We start from the raw sequence: 12,632 nt of genomic DNA on the forward strand, positions 1-12,632 counted from the left end.
GGCCCAAGTCGGCTTGCTGGCAGCGACTGATCGTCCTGGCGAGCGGGGTGCGTGTGCGTGGCTACCGCGACCCATTGAGACGCGAGGCAGTTTGGGCCTCGGTACGCGTTACCCCCCCAGCGCCCGCAGCAGCACCTCTCGTACCCACACATACCCGGGCTCAAGCTCCAGCGCCCGCTCATACGCCGTCCGCGCCGCTTCGACCTGCCCCAGCGCGACATGCGTCTGTCCGAGCCACGCATACGTCTCGGCGTGACCCCAGGCGGGGAGCGGCGGCTGCGGCGCATCCTCCGCGAACAGTTCAATCGCGGCGAGGAAGTGCTCCAGCGCAACTTCGTGACCGCCGCCGAACGTCTTCGGTGTGTGGACGGCCGAGATCCCCTCCAGCAGCCTGACGCGAGGATTGCCGGGCCCCATCGCCTTTGCACGGTCCATCGCCGCACCCGATGCCCCCCCCAGTCTCATCGCCGAAACGGGTCCATCGATCCGCATGCCAAGCGAAGATGAAAGCAGCGCATGCGATTCCGCGATCGGCTCGATCTCGATGGATCTCTCCAGGTACGACCCCGCCTCTTCGAGCAGCGCGTGCGCCGCGCCCGTGTCGGTCTCCATCGTTCGTCCGGCGCGAAGGTAGAGCGCGTACCCCATGTAGTGATTGAGCAATGCGTCGTCGGGAAAGGCCGTGACCGCGCGCCGGGCAAGGATCGCCATCCTCCCCAGGGTGTCGTCATCGCCCGAGATGTCCGCTTCCTCCATGCCCGTGCGCAAGCGCTCGGCGAGCTCGCCGGGATCCGGAGTCTGGGCGGCCAGGCAATGGGGCGTGCCGAGTTGTAGAACGAAGGCAAGCAGCAGAGCGAAGGCGGGCAGCAGGAAGGAGGCCGACGGGACGGAAGGGGCCACCGAGAACCGCGTCGCCAGGCGCGATGGTTCGTACGAACGGGACACGCTCTTCTCCTTGTTCACGTTCAGAATGGCAGGGTAGTCGTGACCCCGAAATAGATGCTGCGAGGGAACGGAGTCTTGAGGGGAACCCGCTCCGAGTAGTCGCGGCTGTAGCGATACTCACGGACGTTTGACCGGTCGAGCGAATTCATCATGGAGACAAAGAAGACGGTGATGTTGTCGCGCCAGAAGCTCCGCAGCACGCTTGCCGACAGATCGACCCTCGCGTAGCTGGGGAGCCGCTCGGACATGGGTGCGCCGTAGACGGGCTGCCACAACCCGCGATCCCGATCGAACGCCGCGCCCGCCACGGGAGTGAACGGGACTCCGGTCGCGGCGCGGTAGGCGACGCCCACGTCCAGCCAGCCCCCGAAGCCGCGGTTGAGGACGAGGTTGAGAGTGTGAGTCGCATCGAACGGCGAGGGGGCGAGGCGCCCGCTGTCGGGGTCGGTTCGCTCGGAGCGGATGAAGCTGTAGGCGATCCGCCCGTCGAGGCCCAGGAACGCCAGGTCCTCCTTCACGAAGACGTCGAGTCCGGTGGCATTTCCGGTTCCCCCGCCGCGCGTGAAGCCGTCCCTCGTCCGTGCGGCGAGCGAGTTGTAGCGCTTGCGATATGCCTCAACGCGCACCAGTCGGGTACCGTCGTCCCACGTCGCGCCGCCGATCCAGTGACGGGCGGACATAGCCGGTAGGGAGGGGTCCCCGAGGGTCGGCTCGAAGAGCAGGGGATCGGGGATCTGGTGGAAGACGCCCCACGCAGCGGTCAGGGTGAGTTGGTCGGTTGGCCGCCAGGTGGCCGACAAGCGGGGGTCGAGAGTCGTGCGCCCGGTGAAAGTCGACCGATCGGCGCGCATGCCGATTAGCAGTCGAAGCACGTTCGAGGGTTGCAGCTCGATTTCGCCGAACCCGCCGAGCCGCGCGCCCGACTCGCGGCTGGAAAAGACGGTGGTCGCGGCGTCCGGCGCGTTGTCGTGTGACGCCACCGGAACCGAGCCGGCGAGGTCCGCGTCCCGGTGCTCCAGTTCGGCCCCGGCTGCCAGTGAGAGGCCCTGCCGCACCGGGACCTCGATCTTGGCGCGGGCCTGGGTCAGCCGGTCGTCGCGTTCAAGGCGGAAGGCGCCGAAATCCTCGTCCTTGCGGGATCCGCTGGTCGCCACCCCCCACGTCAGGTCTCCCGCGCCGAAGCCGTCGAGACCCGACACCGCGAACAGATCCGCGCGCGCGTCGGAGCGGTAGATGCCGGAATACGAGGGATCCTGAATCCGGACGCCAACGTGATCGGTCTGTACGAGCGCGAAGGCCTTGAGGCTCCCTCCGGCCCGGTACACCCACTCGCCGCCTCCACTGAGATCGTTGGACTTGGGGACCTCGTCGAACTCGTCTCTCCTCCCATTGAGCCGCATCAGCAGGTCGGTGTCGCTGTGTGTGGCGGTCACGCGAAAACCCACAGACTCGGAGACATCGACATCGAGGCCCCCCGAGACGCCACCGATGGCCGCGGTGATGCCGAGTTGGCTCGCGCTTGGCTTGTCCACGCTCTGGAGATCGGCGATGGCGGAGAGGGCATCGCCGTATTCGGCCCCGAAGCCGCCCGCCGAGAAGTGGATGCCGCGCAGCTGAAAGGGGTCGAAGCGCCCGAACGAGATGGTACGGTCGGTGTCGAGGCGGAAGGGGGAGATGACCGTCGCTCCGTCGAGCAGCACCCGCGTCTCCGAGATGTCGCCGCCGCGCACGAAGAGCCCCGCCCCCTCTCCCACGTTCTGAAGTCCCGGGAACGTCTGGATCGCGCGGAAGAGGTCGGCCGCAGCGCCCGGGGTGCTCACGACTTCGAGGTTGCTGAGGGTCACATCCGGCAGGTTGCCCAGACGAAAGGCGCCGGCTTCGACGGTGATGGGCTCCAAGGAGACAGGGGCGAGCTGCATCACGATGGCGACAGGGCCATCGAGGGGGAGATCGACCGCCCGTCGGACTTCGAGGTGACCTGCCAGTTGAACCACCAGCGTAGCGGGGCCGGTGCCGCCGGTGGTGAAGGTGAATGCGCCAGCCAGGTCGGTGAGCCCGCCTTCGAGGGTTTCGAGCAGAAAGGCATCTGCGCCGGCGAGCGGGCGCCCGGCGAAGTCGAGCACGCGGCCCGTCACCGTCGACGACTCCTGGGCAGCCAGGGCCACCGGCGCGAGACACATCGGTGGGAGACACAATGTGACCGCCGCGACGGACACGGAGCAGACGGCCGACCACCGCCCGCCATTGGCGCGCCGGACATTGCAGCGCCGGGCATTACGGCTAATGTCGTCAAGTGCAAGCACGCCCCTACCCTGCCGCACTCCGAGGTGCGTCGGACGGCGTAGCGCGCAGCAACTGCTCCACGCTGTCGACGTACCTCCGCAACGCCATTCGCCCAGTGTCGGTGACCCGGTAGCGGGTCAAGGGCTTCCGTTCCACGAAGTGCTTGGTGACATGCAGATATCCGGCCTCCTCGAGTCTGCGCAGGTGAGCGCCCAGGTTGCCATCGGTGGCCTTGACCTGCTCCCGCAGGTACGTGAACTCGGCGTCGTCGACGCTGACGAGGATGGCCAGTACCGAAAGCCGGATCCTCGAATGGATGAGCGGGTCGAACTGGCGGTAGTCGTAGTTCGTCATGCGGTCACATGGAGCCGAGGGGTTGTACGGCGACGCGCTCGCAGCACCAGCCCGGGCATGAGCATGAACAGGATCGGCGCGCAAACGAACACGAAGTTCGATCCCAGAGAGGGACGGACCAGCAACGCGCTGCCCACGATCCACCACGCGGCCGCAAGCGCCCAGTAGGCGGTCCGGTTGAAGAGCGGAGCCGATGCGAAGAACGCGCACCCGATGATGACACTCTTGGCGCCCGGCGTGACCGCAGACGGCAATGACCCGGGGCCTGCTCCGAGGAACCCCACGAGCGTCAGCGAAAGCCCGCACCCAACCCAGATGGCAGCCAGAACCCGGTTCACGAGCGAGTTGACCGGAGCGCTCTTTTTCAAGCGGCGTGCGAGCAGCCAGGAGCCCGCAAAGCCGATGCCGACCGCCACGGCCCAGATGGCACTGATGGAGACGTCGAAAGCACCTTGACGCACCAGGTATGCCAGAATTGCGGCGGTGGCCTGGAGGAACCCCCACAGAATCAGGTGCCCGCTATGGTCGACCTCCGCCTCCCGCGCGCCTTCCATCAGGCGGCGAATGAAAGCCAGGTCGTCTTCGGGATTGGGCTGCGGGTCCGTTTGGATCATGCTCGGCCTCGGCTTTCAAGGACAGTAGAGTACTCTTGAGAATAGAGTACCGTGATTACCAGAACCGGTCAAGCCACCCAAAGGTGGGTCCGCGGAACGCCTTCCCGCGCTGGTCTCCCCTCCGCAGCCCGTTGCGCCCATCCGTCGGCCGCCGTCCGATGTACCGGAGTCGGGGGCCGCGCCACGGGCTCGCGGTGACCAGGGGGGTGAGGGAAGCGTGAGCAAAAGCACGAACACGCGAAGGCCGGTCGAGCGGGGGGTGCCCGCGTTTTTCATCCCTCTTCTCTTCATGGCCTGCGCGGGTCCGGCGAGCCAGGAGGCAGGGCCCGCTTCGGGAGACAATGCGGCGGCCTCCATCCCGGTTGCTCTCTGGCAGGACGCGACCGCGGAACTCCTCCCGCCTACCGCGGAGTGGACCAACAAGGTGGAACTCGCCGACCTGGACGGAGACGGGCGCGTCGACCTCCTGTTCGCCAACGGGGGCAACTACTCCGAGCCCGGCGAGCCCGAGCCCAACCGGGCCTTCCTGAACCGCGGCCCCGGCCGGCCCTTCGAAGAACGGAGCGCCGAGGTCTTCGGCCCCGCGCCCGACCTCGCCCGCGTCATCAAGGCGCGCGACTTCGACGGAGACGGGGACACCGACATCTTCGTCGGCGCCACCTACCAGACCCAAAGCCGCCTCTACCTGGGCACGGGGGCCGGCACCGGCGGCGGCGCCTTCGAGGAACGCACGGACACCCATCTTCCGCGGCTTCCCCTCAGTCTCGGAGACGCGGAGCCCGGCGATGTGGACGGGACGGCGATCTCGATCTCGTCCTCGCCGACTGGGGGCCGGGGAACAACATGACGAACGCGGGCGGGCGCACGCGGCTCTGGCTCAACGACGGGGCGGGGCGGTTCACCGACGCGACCGACGGGCGCATGCCGGCCACCCTCGTGCGTTTCTCGTGGGATCTGGAACTCGTCGACGTGGACAACGACTTCGACCTCGACGTCCTCGTTTCCTGCAAGCGGTGCGCGGGGAGCCTCCTCTTCCGCAACGACGGGACGGGCGCCTTCGAGGAGGACCCGCGCGCGCTGCCGCAGTACACGAACAACTACGAGTTCGAGGCCATGGACCTCGACGGGGACGGCTTCCTGGACCTCGTGACCGCCAACGACGGCGACATCGTCGGCGAACGCGGCTCGAGCCGGCGCGAACACGTCTTCCGTAACGACGGCGAGGGGAGCTTCCGCGACGCGACCGACGCCTGGTGGCCCGACTCCGAGAACATCGGCGAGGATGACAACGTCGTCGCCTTCCTCGACTTCGACGCCGACGGGGACGCGGATTTCCTCATCGGTTCCCTGAGCGGCCCCGACCGCCTGCTGGTGAACGACGGCGCCGGCCGCCTGCGCGCCGCGCCGGAGGTGTTCGAGGGCGAGGACACCCCGGGCACGCTGGGCATGGCCCTCGCCGACCTGGACGGCGACGCCCGCCTCGACGTCGTCATGTCCCAGGGCGAACACCCCACCGCCGCCGACGAACGCATCTTCCTCGGCCGCGGCCTCCCCCCGGACACCGCCCCGCCGTCCCTCGGCCCCCTGCGCGCGGTGCGAGAGCCGGGCGCGATCCGAATCGAGGCCCGCGTCCACGACCGCAAGAGCCCCACCCTGGAAGCCGAGTGGCAGCACGTCGAGATCAGGTGGCGCGCTGCGGACGGCTCAGGGCCTGCGGGAGGGCCGGGCGCCGCGGCGGGGCAGGGCACCGTCCCCATGAGCTGGTACGGCGAATACCTGTGGCGGGCCGAGATCCCGCCGGATGCGACGGAGGCTACGCTCTGCGCCGCCGACGCCGCCGGCAACGAGACTTGCGCGGAACTCGAGCTTCCGCCCCGATAGGTCCGGAGGGAGGTTTCGCCCGTGGACATCAGAAGCATCGTGCAGAACTCCGATACGGCGGCCGGCCGGCTGTTCGACAAGTGCGTCATGTTTCTGATCCTGGCCTCGCTGGTGTCGCTGTCGCTGTCGACGGTTCCCGACCTGCCGCCCGTGTGGAACACGCTTCTCGCCACCGTCGAGACGGCGATCGTCGTCCTCTTCACGATCGAATACGCGCTCCGGATCTGGACTGCGGAAGACCGGTGGGGCTACGTCAGAAGCTTCTACGGTGTGGTGGATCTCCTGGCGCTGGTCCCGTTCTTCCTCACCCTCGCGTGGCCCGCGATGATCGACCTCCGCCCGGTACGGGGTCTTCGCCTGCTGCGCGTGTTCCGCGTCTTCCGGGTGGTGCAGTACAACGCCGCGATGGCTCGACTGGCCAAGGCCGTGCAGTACGCGCGCGACGAGGCGCTGGTCTTCCTGTTCGCGACTCTGGTCCTCCTCTACATCGCGGCCATGGGCATTCACCACTTCGAGTACGAGGCTCAGCCGGAGAAGTTCAAGTCCGCGTTCCACAGCCTCTGGTGGGCGGTCGTGACCCTCACCACGGTGGGATACGGCGACGCGTACCCAGTCACCCTGGGCGGCAGGATCTTCACCTTTCTGGTCCTCATCTGCGGCATGGGGATCGTCGCCGTCCCGGCAGGCTTGATCGCCAGTGGCCTGACGCGCGCTCTGGAAGACGAACGCGCCGCCCGAGAATCCCGGCCCGGAGCGGAGGGCTCTTAACCGCGACGGGGATGTGGTTCTCCAGCGTGGCTGGTTCGAGAGCTCCGTGAGCAGCTTCGGCGGGACGATCCGCGCTTCTCGCTGCGGCAGGTGGCCAAGCGCGTCGGGATTGAGCCCGCGTACCTGAGCAAGATCGAACGGGGAGAGGTCTCGCCGCCGTCGGAAGCCACGACGGTTCGGCTGGCGAACGAACTCGGTGTCGACCGGGACAGGCGGGCCAGCACCTCGCGGCGGTCGGTTTCAGCCTCGCTCCTCGCGGAACTTCGTCTCGTCGGGCGCCAGCCTGATTGCGTTGGCATAGGCTTCGTCCACGGCGGAGGCCGGTTCGCGCAGCCAACGGCGAACCCGGCCGAGTTCGCGCCAGGCCCAGGCATGCCGCCGCGGCGCGGCGTCCATTCCGAGAAGACGTTCCAGAAGCGCGCGCGCATCTTCCAGAAGCCGGAGATTATCGCTGGCGTGTCCCTCGCGATGCGCCTTGACCGCGAGCCACAGCTTGTTCTGGCCACTCTCCAGCAGCGCCCGGGGATCGTCGAGAATCACGGGTCCGGCGGCGTTGAAGAGTCGGGCGGCCAAGTCCTCGTCCCTGAGGCGTCTCGCGACGATCGCAGCCCCGACCGCCTCGCGCGCGGAGAGCCTTGAAGATTGTCCCTCCAGGAAGCGTTGCGCTCGCTCCCGCTGTCCGTCCGCGATCAGCGCCTCGAGCCACGGCACGACGACGTCGGGACGCTCGATGTCGGTGGCCAGATGCAGGTTGGTTCCAACCACGGGCTCGGCGCGGTCGAGGTCTCCCAGCGCCACGCACTGTCGCACGAACTCCTCGGCGAGAACGAGCGAATCTCGATGGGCGCGCCATGCGGTCTCGAGCTTCGCCAACGCCTCCTCCGGTCGGCCGACGGCCCTCAGTTCGCCGGCCTCGCGAATCGCCGCGGCCGCGCTCCGCCAGGCGTGGGCATGGAGAGTGGCCTGGAAGAACGTGCGCTCCTCGTCGAAGTAGAACTCCGGGGGCGGCGAACCGTTGCGTTCCATCGCCTTGTAGACCTTGTCCAAGCCCGTCAGGCGCTTCTCCGCCAGTCCGATTTCCTTGAACAGCTCGCCGACGCGCGGGTTCCGCGGTGGCACCAGTTTCGGGGTTGCCTCTCGGACGAGTGCGTCGCGGCCGACCCCGGCTACGGGCCCCGGCGTGCTTCGGATGTCGATTCGGTCCGACGTGATCCGAACCAGTGTCGTGTGCGGCGAACCCTCATCGTAGCCGCGGTGATAGAGCGCGTTCACCAGCACCTCGCGCAGCGCCTCCTCCGGGTAGCTCGGCCGGCGCGACGCCCGGACTCCGTTCGCGGGCTTGTGTATCGCCGACCCGATGACCTCGCGCCGGAGATAGGCCAGACACGCGCGGACCTGCTCCGCGAGACCTCCGCGGAAGTCCTTTTCCTCCAGCACATCGCCGCTCGCCCCGGAGCGGAGGATGCTGGTCTCGATCCTTGCACCGGAAAACCAGCGCCCCGGCTCGCGCGAGAAAAAGAGGAGTCCGACGTTGCGCGGCACTTCGTAATCGTTGATGCGCCGGACGATGTCCATCTTTCGGTAGATCGTTCGCGCGTCCGGCTCCTCCACGAGCGCGCTGCCGGAAGCCCGCAGGTGCTCCCGAACCAAGGTCTCGCTGAGGTCGTCGACCGTCGCGCCCTCTGCCGCCCGGGCATCCCACGGCACGACGGCGGACTGGTTCAGCAGTTGAGTGAGAAGCCCGCTATGCTGTGCATCCACCGTCCTCTGGTCGATTCGCACCCAGTACTTCCTGTCACCCTTGTCTCCGTCGGGCGCCTGGTGCGGCGGCGTCTCGCTCGCGGGCACCCAGACGACAAGGATGCTTCGGCCATCTACCTCTTCGTGGGAGATTCGGGGGACGTACCGCGGGACGATCCGGCGGCAGTTTCCCGAGATCCACTTGCTGGCATCGTCTAGCTGCTCGGGACTCAGTCCCCTCGGCGGAAGGTCGGCCCTGCCGTCCTTCTCCGCGACGCCCAGAATCACGTAGCCGCTCCCGTGCCTTCTGAGGTCGTTTGCGAACGCGCAGATGGTCTTCAATACCTGGTAGCCCGTCACCTTCCGGTCCCATGTCGCCTTGAACTCGATGCGTTCGGACTCGACGGTCCGGGCGTGGAGCAGGTCGTCCAGGTTGATTCGGAGGTTGCTCATCGCCTCGCGGGTCGGGGGTTACCGGTGCCGACGGTCGTGACTGCCGGGCCAGCGCGCACGGAAACTAACGAACCGCGGCAGAGACTGGCAGCCGTGGCGGTCTGGCCGAGCCGGTGGTCGGCCGGCACTCAGCCCTGTTCCTCGATTCGCTCTTTCAACCGCTGCATGGCGGCGGGCCCGTCCGTTACGCGGTCGTCTTCGACCTCGCGGAGGGCGGTTTCGGCAAGTTGGCGAAAGTGCGCTCTGACGCGCTCCAGGAGCGCGGGCGGGACCCGGGCCCTTTCCTCTTCGCTGAGCCCCTCATAGAGCCACTTCTCGAGGAGCCTCCTGTGCTGCGCTTCCTCCAGCAGGCGCAACCCGTGCCGCACGACTTCGCTCGCCGTACGGTAGTGTCCCCGGGAGACCAGGCGCTCGATGAACGCGTCCTGTTGCGGTGGAAGCGAGATGTTTCGCGTTTGCCTGGTAGCCATGCTGCAAGGTCGCACGATCGGAGGTCTGTAGCAACAGATGCCACAGTATGCGGGTGAATCCCGCTAAGGACGTTCCCGCGGGAACGTTTCGGCGGGGAGAGGCCCTCTTGCTGAACGACTTGGGGAACGTCGACCGATGAACGAGACGCTTAGGGACGAACTTCTGGAGATGGCCCGGCTGGACCGGACCGTTCGCGCCGAACTCGCGGCCTCGGGCGAGCTCTTCGACGTTGGCTACGAACCCCGGATGGCCCGCGTCCACGAGCGGAACGCGAGGCGTCTTCTCCGGATCATGGAATCGGTCGGCTGGCCGGGAACGGACCTCGTCGGTCCCGACGGGGCAGAAGCCGCCTGGGTCGTCCTCCAGCACGCGATCGCGGAGCCCGATCTGCTCCGGCGAGCGCTGCCTCTCCTCCAGACCGCCGCGCGCGAAGGAAGGGCGTGTCCCCGGCACGCGGCGCTGCTGGAGGACCGGATCCGATTCTTCGAGGGCCGGCCGCAGCGCTACGGGACGCAGTTCGATTGGGACGCCGAAGGGAATCTGTCGCCGGGCGAAGTGGAAGATCCGCAGCAGCTGGGCGAGCGGCGGCGTGCCGTCGGACTCCCGCCACTGGCCGAGCAGATGGAGGAAGCGCGCATCCGGGCGACCTCCGAGGGAGACCGGCCGCCGGCCGATTACGAGGTGTACGCAAGAGCCCGCGACGAGTGGGCGGCAAGCGTCGGATGGCGCGCCGACTGAATGCCCGACCTCGATCGGAGTCCGCTCATCACGTTCCCGCGGGAACGTCTTCTTGCGGCGCAGATGTCGGATCGGTTGCGGTGATGGCGGATGCTCCCATCGAGGCTAGATTGAACCAACGCCCGACCGCAGATCTTGGAGGTGGCGAATGAAATATCGGGTGGCGCTCGAGGAGTCCGAAGAGGGGTTCTACGTGTGGGTTCCGGGTCTTCCGGGCTGTGTGTCCCAAGGGACGACGGAGGAGGAAGCCCTAGCCAACATCGCAGATGCCGTCCGCGAGTATATGGAGGTGGCGGCGGAGAATACGGCCGGCATGATGATCCGGGAGATCGAGGTCGGCGCATAGGCCGTGCCGAAGATTCCCGGTGTCAACCATGTCCGGGCCGTGCGGGCGCTTGAGAGGGCAGGCTGCCGCGTCGCGCGCTAGGGGAAGCACATCGTCATGACCGATGGCGAGCGTATCGTCACCGTTCCCCGCAACAACCCGGTTAACGCATTTACCATGGGCCGCATCGTCCAAGACGCCGGCCTTACGGAACGCGAGTTCCGGGATCTCCTCTGACACGAATCCGCAACTTCCATGGATAGCGAAGCATTGCTGGCGCGCGCGCCGGACCGCATGGTGAGGCGGAGCGTAGGGACTGGCAGGCGAGCACAGCCCGGACAGGGCTGAACGTGTACCAGCAATCCGGAGGAGCCTGACGTGGCAGCTTACATAGTGATTCGGACGAAGGTTCATCCCGGATCCTGCATTGGCGGATAGTCGTGGGCCGGGGGCGTGATTATGACCGGCGGGTGCGGCGGTTCGGTGCCGGGAGGGGCATTTTCGAGGCGGCCGCGGGCGGCGGGGACGGCCCGGGGGCACTCGGGGAGCGTCCCCGGCGGCTCGCGGAGACACGGGGAGTGGGCACCGCCGCGCGGCGCCTTCGGAAGGCCGGGGCCGGGACCGGTCAGGCGGGTGCGGGCGGCGCGAGCCCCGTCGCGATGGTTCGGAGCGCCCGCCCAAGGAGGCCGAGGGCCGGTTCGGCGCGCGCGAACCGGAGCGAGGTTCGGCGGGCGTGGGAGGTGATCCTGGCGGGGGCGCGCAGCAGGCGCAGCCGGATGCCGCGCGGCTGCACGGCGCGCCAGCGGCCGCCGAGGCAGTTCGCGCGCAGGATGTGGAGGAGTTGGTAGGCGAGCACGGCGAGGCTCCACAGCAGGGCGTTGCCGCCGAGATCGTCCACCGCGGTGCGGCCGGCCGAGAGCTGGCCCAGCTCGCCGATCCGCTGCTCGACGACCGCCCCCGCGTTGTAGGCGCGCCACGCCTCGACGGGGCCGATGCCCTCGATGTCGGTCGGAACGTCGGCGCTCATCGTGGTCTCCCACGCCGCGAGATCGAGTTCTCCCTCGTCCGGCCCGACCCGTCTCCGCCTCTCGACCGAGAGAAGCCGCGTCCCCCACAGATCGCCGGAGGCGGTCCTCAGCTCCCGGCCCTCCGCCTCGTCCGCGGCGGCGGTCTCCCAGGCGCCCCGGAAGCCGCCGAGCCAGGCGTGCCGCGGCACCTTGAGCGGATAGGACACGCCGAGCGCCTCCATGCGCCGCGCGATGGACTTGGAGAAGAACCCCTTGTCCAGCCGCACGGCGATCCGCCGCACCCCCGCCCCCCTCAGGCGGGCCACCAGCCCGGCCAGCCACGCCTCCGCCCCCCGGGCCGTGTGCGCGCCCCCCGGCCGCCAGCGCACCCCGAGGCAGTCGCCCGTCTCCAGGACGTAGGCCAGCAGGGGGTGGTGCGAGGGACGGCCCGGCTTCTTCGGGTTGTAGCCCCGCTCCGCCCCCGCCTGCTTCAGCCCGTAGCGCACCACGACGGTCGAGTCCATCACGATCGTCGCCGACCGGGGCGCCCCGCCGGCCATCTCCCAGCGCCGCCGCACCATCCGCCACAGCAGATCGTCGAGCAGGGGGGACATCACCGCGGCCGAGCACCGCGGCCAGCGCCCGAACGTGGCCGGGTGCGGCACCCGCGCCCAGCCGAAGATGCGGCGCACGCCCCGCCGCTCCAGAAGCGGCAGGTCGTCCATCGCCCCGCCGCCGTACAGGAGCGGCACCACCCACGACTCGACCATCAGCGACGGCCGGTAGCGGCCGGGGACCTCCCGCGCCCGGTCGTCGATCCAGCCGCCCAGCCCCAGCGCGTCCCACAGCTTCCGCACCACGACGAGGCCGCCCGCGTCGGTGATCCGCCCGCCGCCCCCGCGGACCCTCAGCGCGGCCGCCGATCCTTGCACGTGCGGCCGCGGTCCGGTATAGTCGTTTCCACGCACCATTCGGGTGTCCTCCGTTCCGGGGTGAACTCTCGTACAGTCCCCCTGAACGTAGGGCCCCGGGCGGTGCTTTTCCATAGTCCGG

At 68.6% G+C, this 12,632-nt stretch carries 12 protein-coding genes and 2 pseudogenes; 7 read left to right on the plus strand and 7 right to left on the minus strand.

Going from position 1 to position 12,632, the window contains the following annotated elements:
• Nucleotides 1–108: 108 nt before the first annotated feature.
• The 4 genes from ACOQPP_RS01235 to ACOQPP_RS01250 form a co-directional block, all read right to left on the minus strand.
• Nucleotides 109–945 carry a tetratricopeptide repeat protein gene (locus ACOQPP_RS01235; RefSeq protein WP_420635711.1) on the minus strand — a complete coding sequence of 279 codons (837 nt, stop codon included), beginning with the start codon at nt 943–945 and terminating at the stop codon, nt 109–111.
• Between the two features lie 20 nt (nt 946–965).
• Nucleotides 966–3,080, minus strand: coding sequence for a TonB-dependent receptor (locus tag ACOQPP_RS01240; RefSeq protein ID WP_420635712.1), 2,115 nt, complete (start codon nt 3,078–3,080; stop codon nt 966–968).
• Between the two features lie 172 nt (nt 3,081–3,252).
• On the minus strand, nt 3,253–3,582 hold the full coding sequence (locus ACOQPP_RS01245; protein WP_420635713.1) for a winged helix-turn-helix domain-containing protein: 330 nt from the start codon (nt 3,580–3,582) through the stop codon (nt 3,253–3,255).
• Nucleotides 3,579–4,196, minus strand: a complete 618-nt coding sequence (locus ACOQPP_RS01250) for a hypothetical protein (protein WP_420635714.1) — start codon at nt 4,194–4,196, stop codon at nt 3,579–3,581. Before ACOQPP_RS01250 ends, ACOQPP_RS01245 begins: the two co-directional genes overlap by 4 nt.
• A 217-nt stretch (nt 4,197–4,413) precedes the next feature.
• On the opposite strand from ACOQPP_RS01250, the gene ACOQPP_RS01255 reads away from it, so the two are divergent.
• The 4 genes and pseudogenes from ACOQPP_RS01255 to ACOQPP_RS01270 all read left to right on the plus strand — a co-directional run.
• A complete protein-coding gene (locus ACOQPP_RS01255) occupies nt 4,414–5,043 on the plus strand; it encodes an FG-GAP repeat domain-containing protein (RefSeq protein WP_420635715.1) in 630 nt (209 codons plus the stop codon).
• Nucleotides 5,040–6,077 carry an FG-GAP repeat domain-containing protein gene (locus tag ACOQPP_RS01260; RefSeq protein WP_420635716.1) on the plus strand — a complete coding sequence of 346 codons (1,038 nt, stop codon included), beginning with the start codon at nt 5,040–5,042 and terminating at the stop codon, nt 6,075–6,077. Before ACOQPP_RS01255 ends, ACOQPP_RS01260 begins: the two co-directional genes overlap by 4 nt.
• A gap of 21 nt (nt 6,078–6,098) precedes the next feature.
• Nucleotides 6,099–6,845, plus strand: a complete 747-nt coding sequence (locus ACOQPP_RS01265; RefSeq protein WP_420635717.1) for an ion transporter — start codon at nt 6,099–6,101, stop codon at nt 6,843–6,845.
• 30 nt (nt 6,846–6,875) lie between these two features.
• A pseudogene (locus ACOQPP_RS01270) lies at nt 6,876–7,052 on the plus strand (helix-turn-helix domain-containing protein); the annotation flags it as partial.
• Nucleotides 7,053–7,085: 33 nt separating this feature from the next.
• Here the strand turns inward: ACOQPP_RS01270 and ACOQPP_RS01275 are convergent.
• Together ACOQPP_RS01275 and ACOQPP_RS01280 are read right to left on the minus strand one after the other, a co-directional pair.
• Nucleotides 7,086–9,038 carry an RNA-binding domain-containing protein gene (locus tag ACOQPP_RS01275; protein ID WP_420635718.1) on the minus strand — a complete coding sequence of 651 codons (1,953 nt, stop codon included), beginning with the start codon at nt 9,036–9,038 and terminating at the stop codon, nt 7,086–7,088.
• Nucleotides 9,039–9,166: 128 nt separating this feature from the next.
• A complete protein-coding gene (locus tag ACOQPP_RS01280) occupies nt 9,167–9,508 on the minus strand; it encodes a type II toxin-antitoxin system ParD family antitoxin (RefSeq protein ID WP_420635719.1) in 342 nt (113 codons plus the stop codon).
• A 136-nt stretch (nt 9,509–9,644) separates the two neighbouring features.
• Between ACOQPP_RS01280 and ACOQPP_RS01285 the strand changes: the two genes are divergently transcribed.
• From ACOQPP_RS01285 to ACOQPP_RS01295, 3 genes and pseudogenes are all read left to right on the plus strand, one after another.
• Nucleotides 9,645–10,247, plus strand: coding sequence for a DUF6624 domain-containing protein (locus tag ACOQPP_RS01285; protein ID WP_419164056.1), 603 nt, complete (start codon nt 9,645–9,647; stop codon nt 10,245–10,247).
• 148 nt (nt 10,248–10,395) lie between these two features.
• Nucleotides 10,396–10,593, plus strand: a complete 198-nt coding sequence (locus ACOQPP_RS01290; protein ID WP_419164057.1) for a type II toxin-antitoxin system HicB family antitoxin — start codon at nt 10,396–10,398, stop codon at nt 10,591–10,593.
• Nucleotides 10,594–10,596: 3 nt separating this feature from the next.
• Nucleotides 10,597–10,809: pseudogene (locus tag ACOQPP_RS01295) on the plus strand (type II toxin-antitoxin system HicA family toxin).
• 388 nt (nt 10,810–11,197) lie between these two features.
• Here the strand turns inward: ACOQPP_RS01295 and ACOQPP_RS01300 are convergent.
• Nucleotides 11,198–12,550 (minus strand): IS1380 family transposase, encoded by a 1,353-nt coding sequence (locus ACOQPP_RS01300; RefSeq protein WP_420635720.1) that lies wholly within the window; start codon nt 12,548–12,550, stop codon nt 11,198–11,200.
• Nucleotides 12,551–12,632: the final 82 nt, after the last annotated feature.

Source organism: Candidatus Palauibacter sp. (genome assembly GCF_965222475.1).
GTDB lineage: Bacteria > Gemmatimonadota > Gemmatimonadetes > Palauibacterales > Palauibacteraceae > Palauibacter.

Coding starts and splice junctions, on each gene's coding strand:
- ACOQPP_RS01245 (WP_420635713.1), bottom strand. CDS start 3,582: ATGACGAACTACGACTACCGCCAGTTCGACCCGCTCATCCATTCGAGG.
- ACOQPP_RS01250 (WP_420635714.1), bottom strand. CDS start 4,196: ATGATCCAAACGGACCCGCAGCCCAATCCCGAAGACGACCTGGCTTTC.
- ACOQPP_RS01260 (WP_420635716.1), top strand. CDS start 5,040: ATGACGAACGCGGGCGGGCGCACGCGGCTCTGGCTCAACGACGGGGCG.
- ACOQPP_RS01275 (WP_420635718.1), bottom strand. CDS start 9,038: ATGAGCAACCTCCGAATCAACCTGGACGACCTGCTCCACGCCCGGACC.
- ACOQPP_RS01280 (WP_420635719.1), bottom strand. CDS start 9,508: ATGGCTACCAGGCAAACGCGAAACATCTCGCTTCCACCGCAACAGGAC.
- ACOQPP_RS01285 (WP_419164056.1), top strand. CDS start 9,645: ATGAACGAGACGCTTAGGGACGAACTTCTGGAGATGGCCCGGCTGGAC.
- ACOQPP_RS01290 (WP_419164057.1), top strand. CDS start 10,396: ATGAAATATCGGGTGGCGCTCGAGGAGTCCGAAGAGGGGTTCTACGTG.
- ACOQPP_RS01300 (WP_420635720.1), bottom strand. CDS start 12,550: ATGGTGCGTGGAAACGACTATACCGGACCGCGGCCGCACGTGCAAGGA.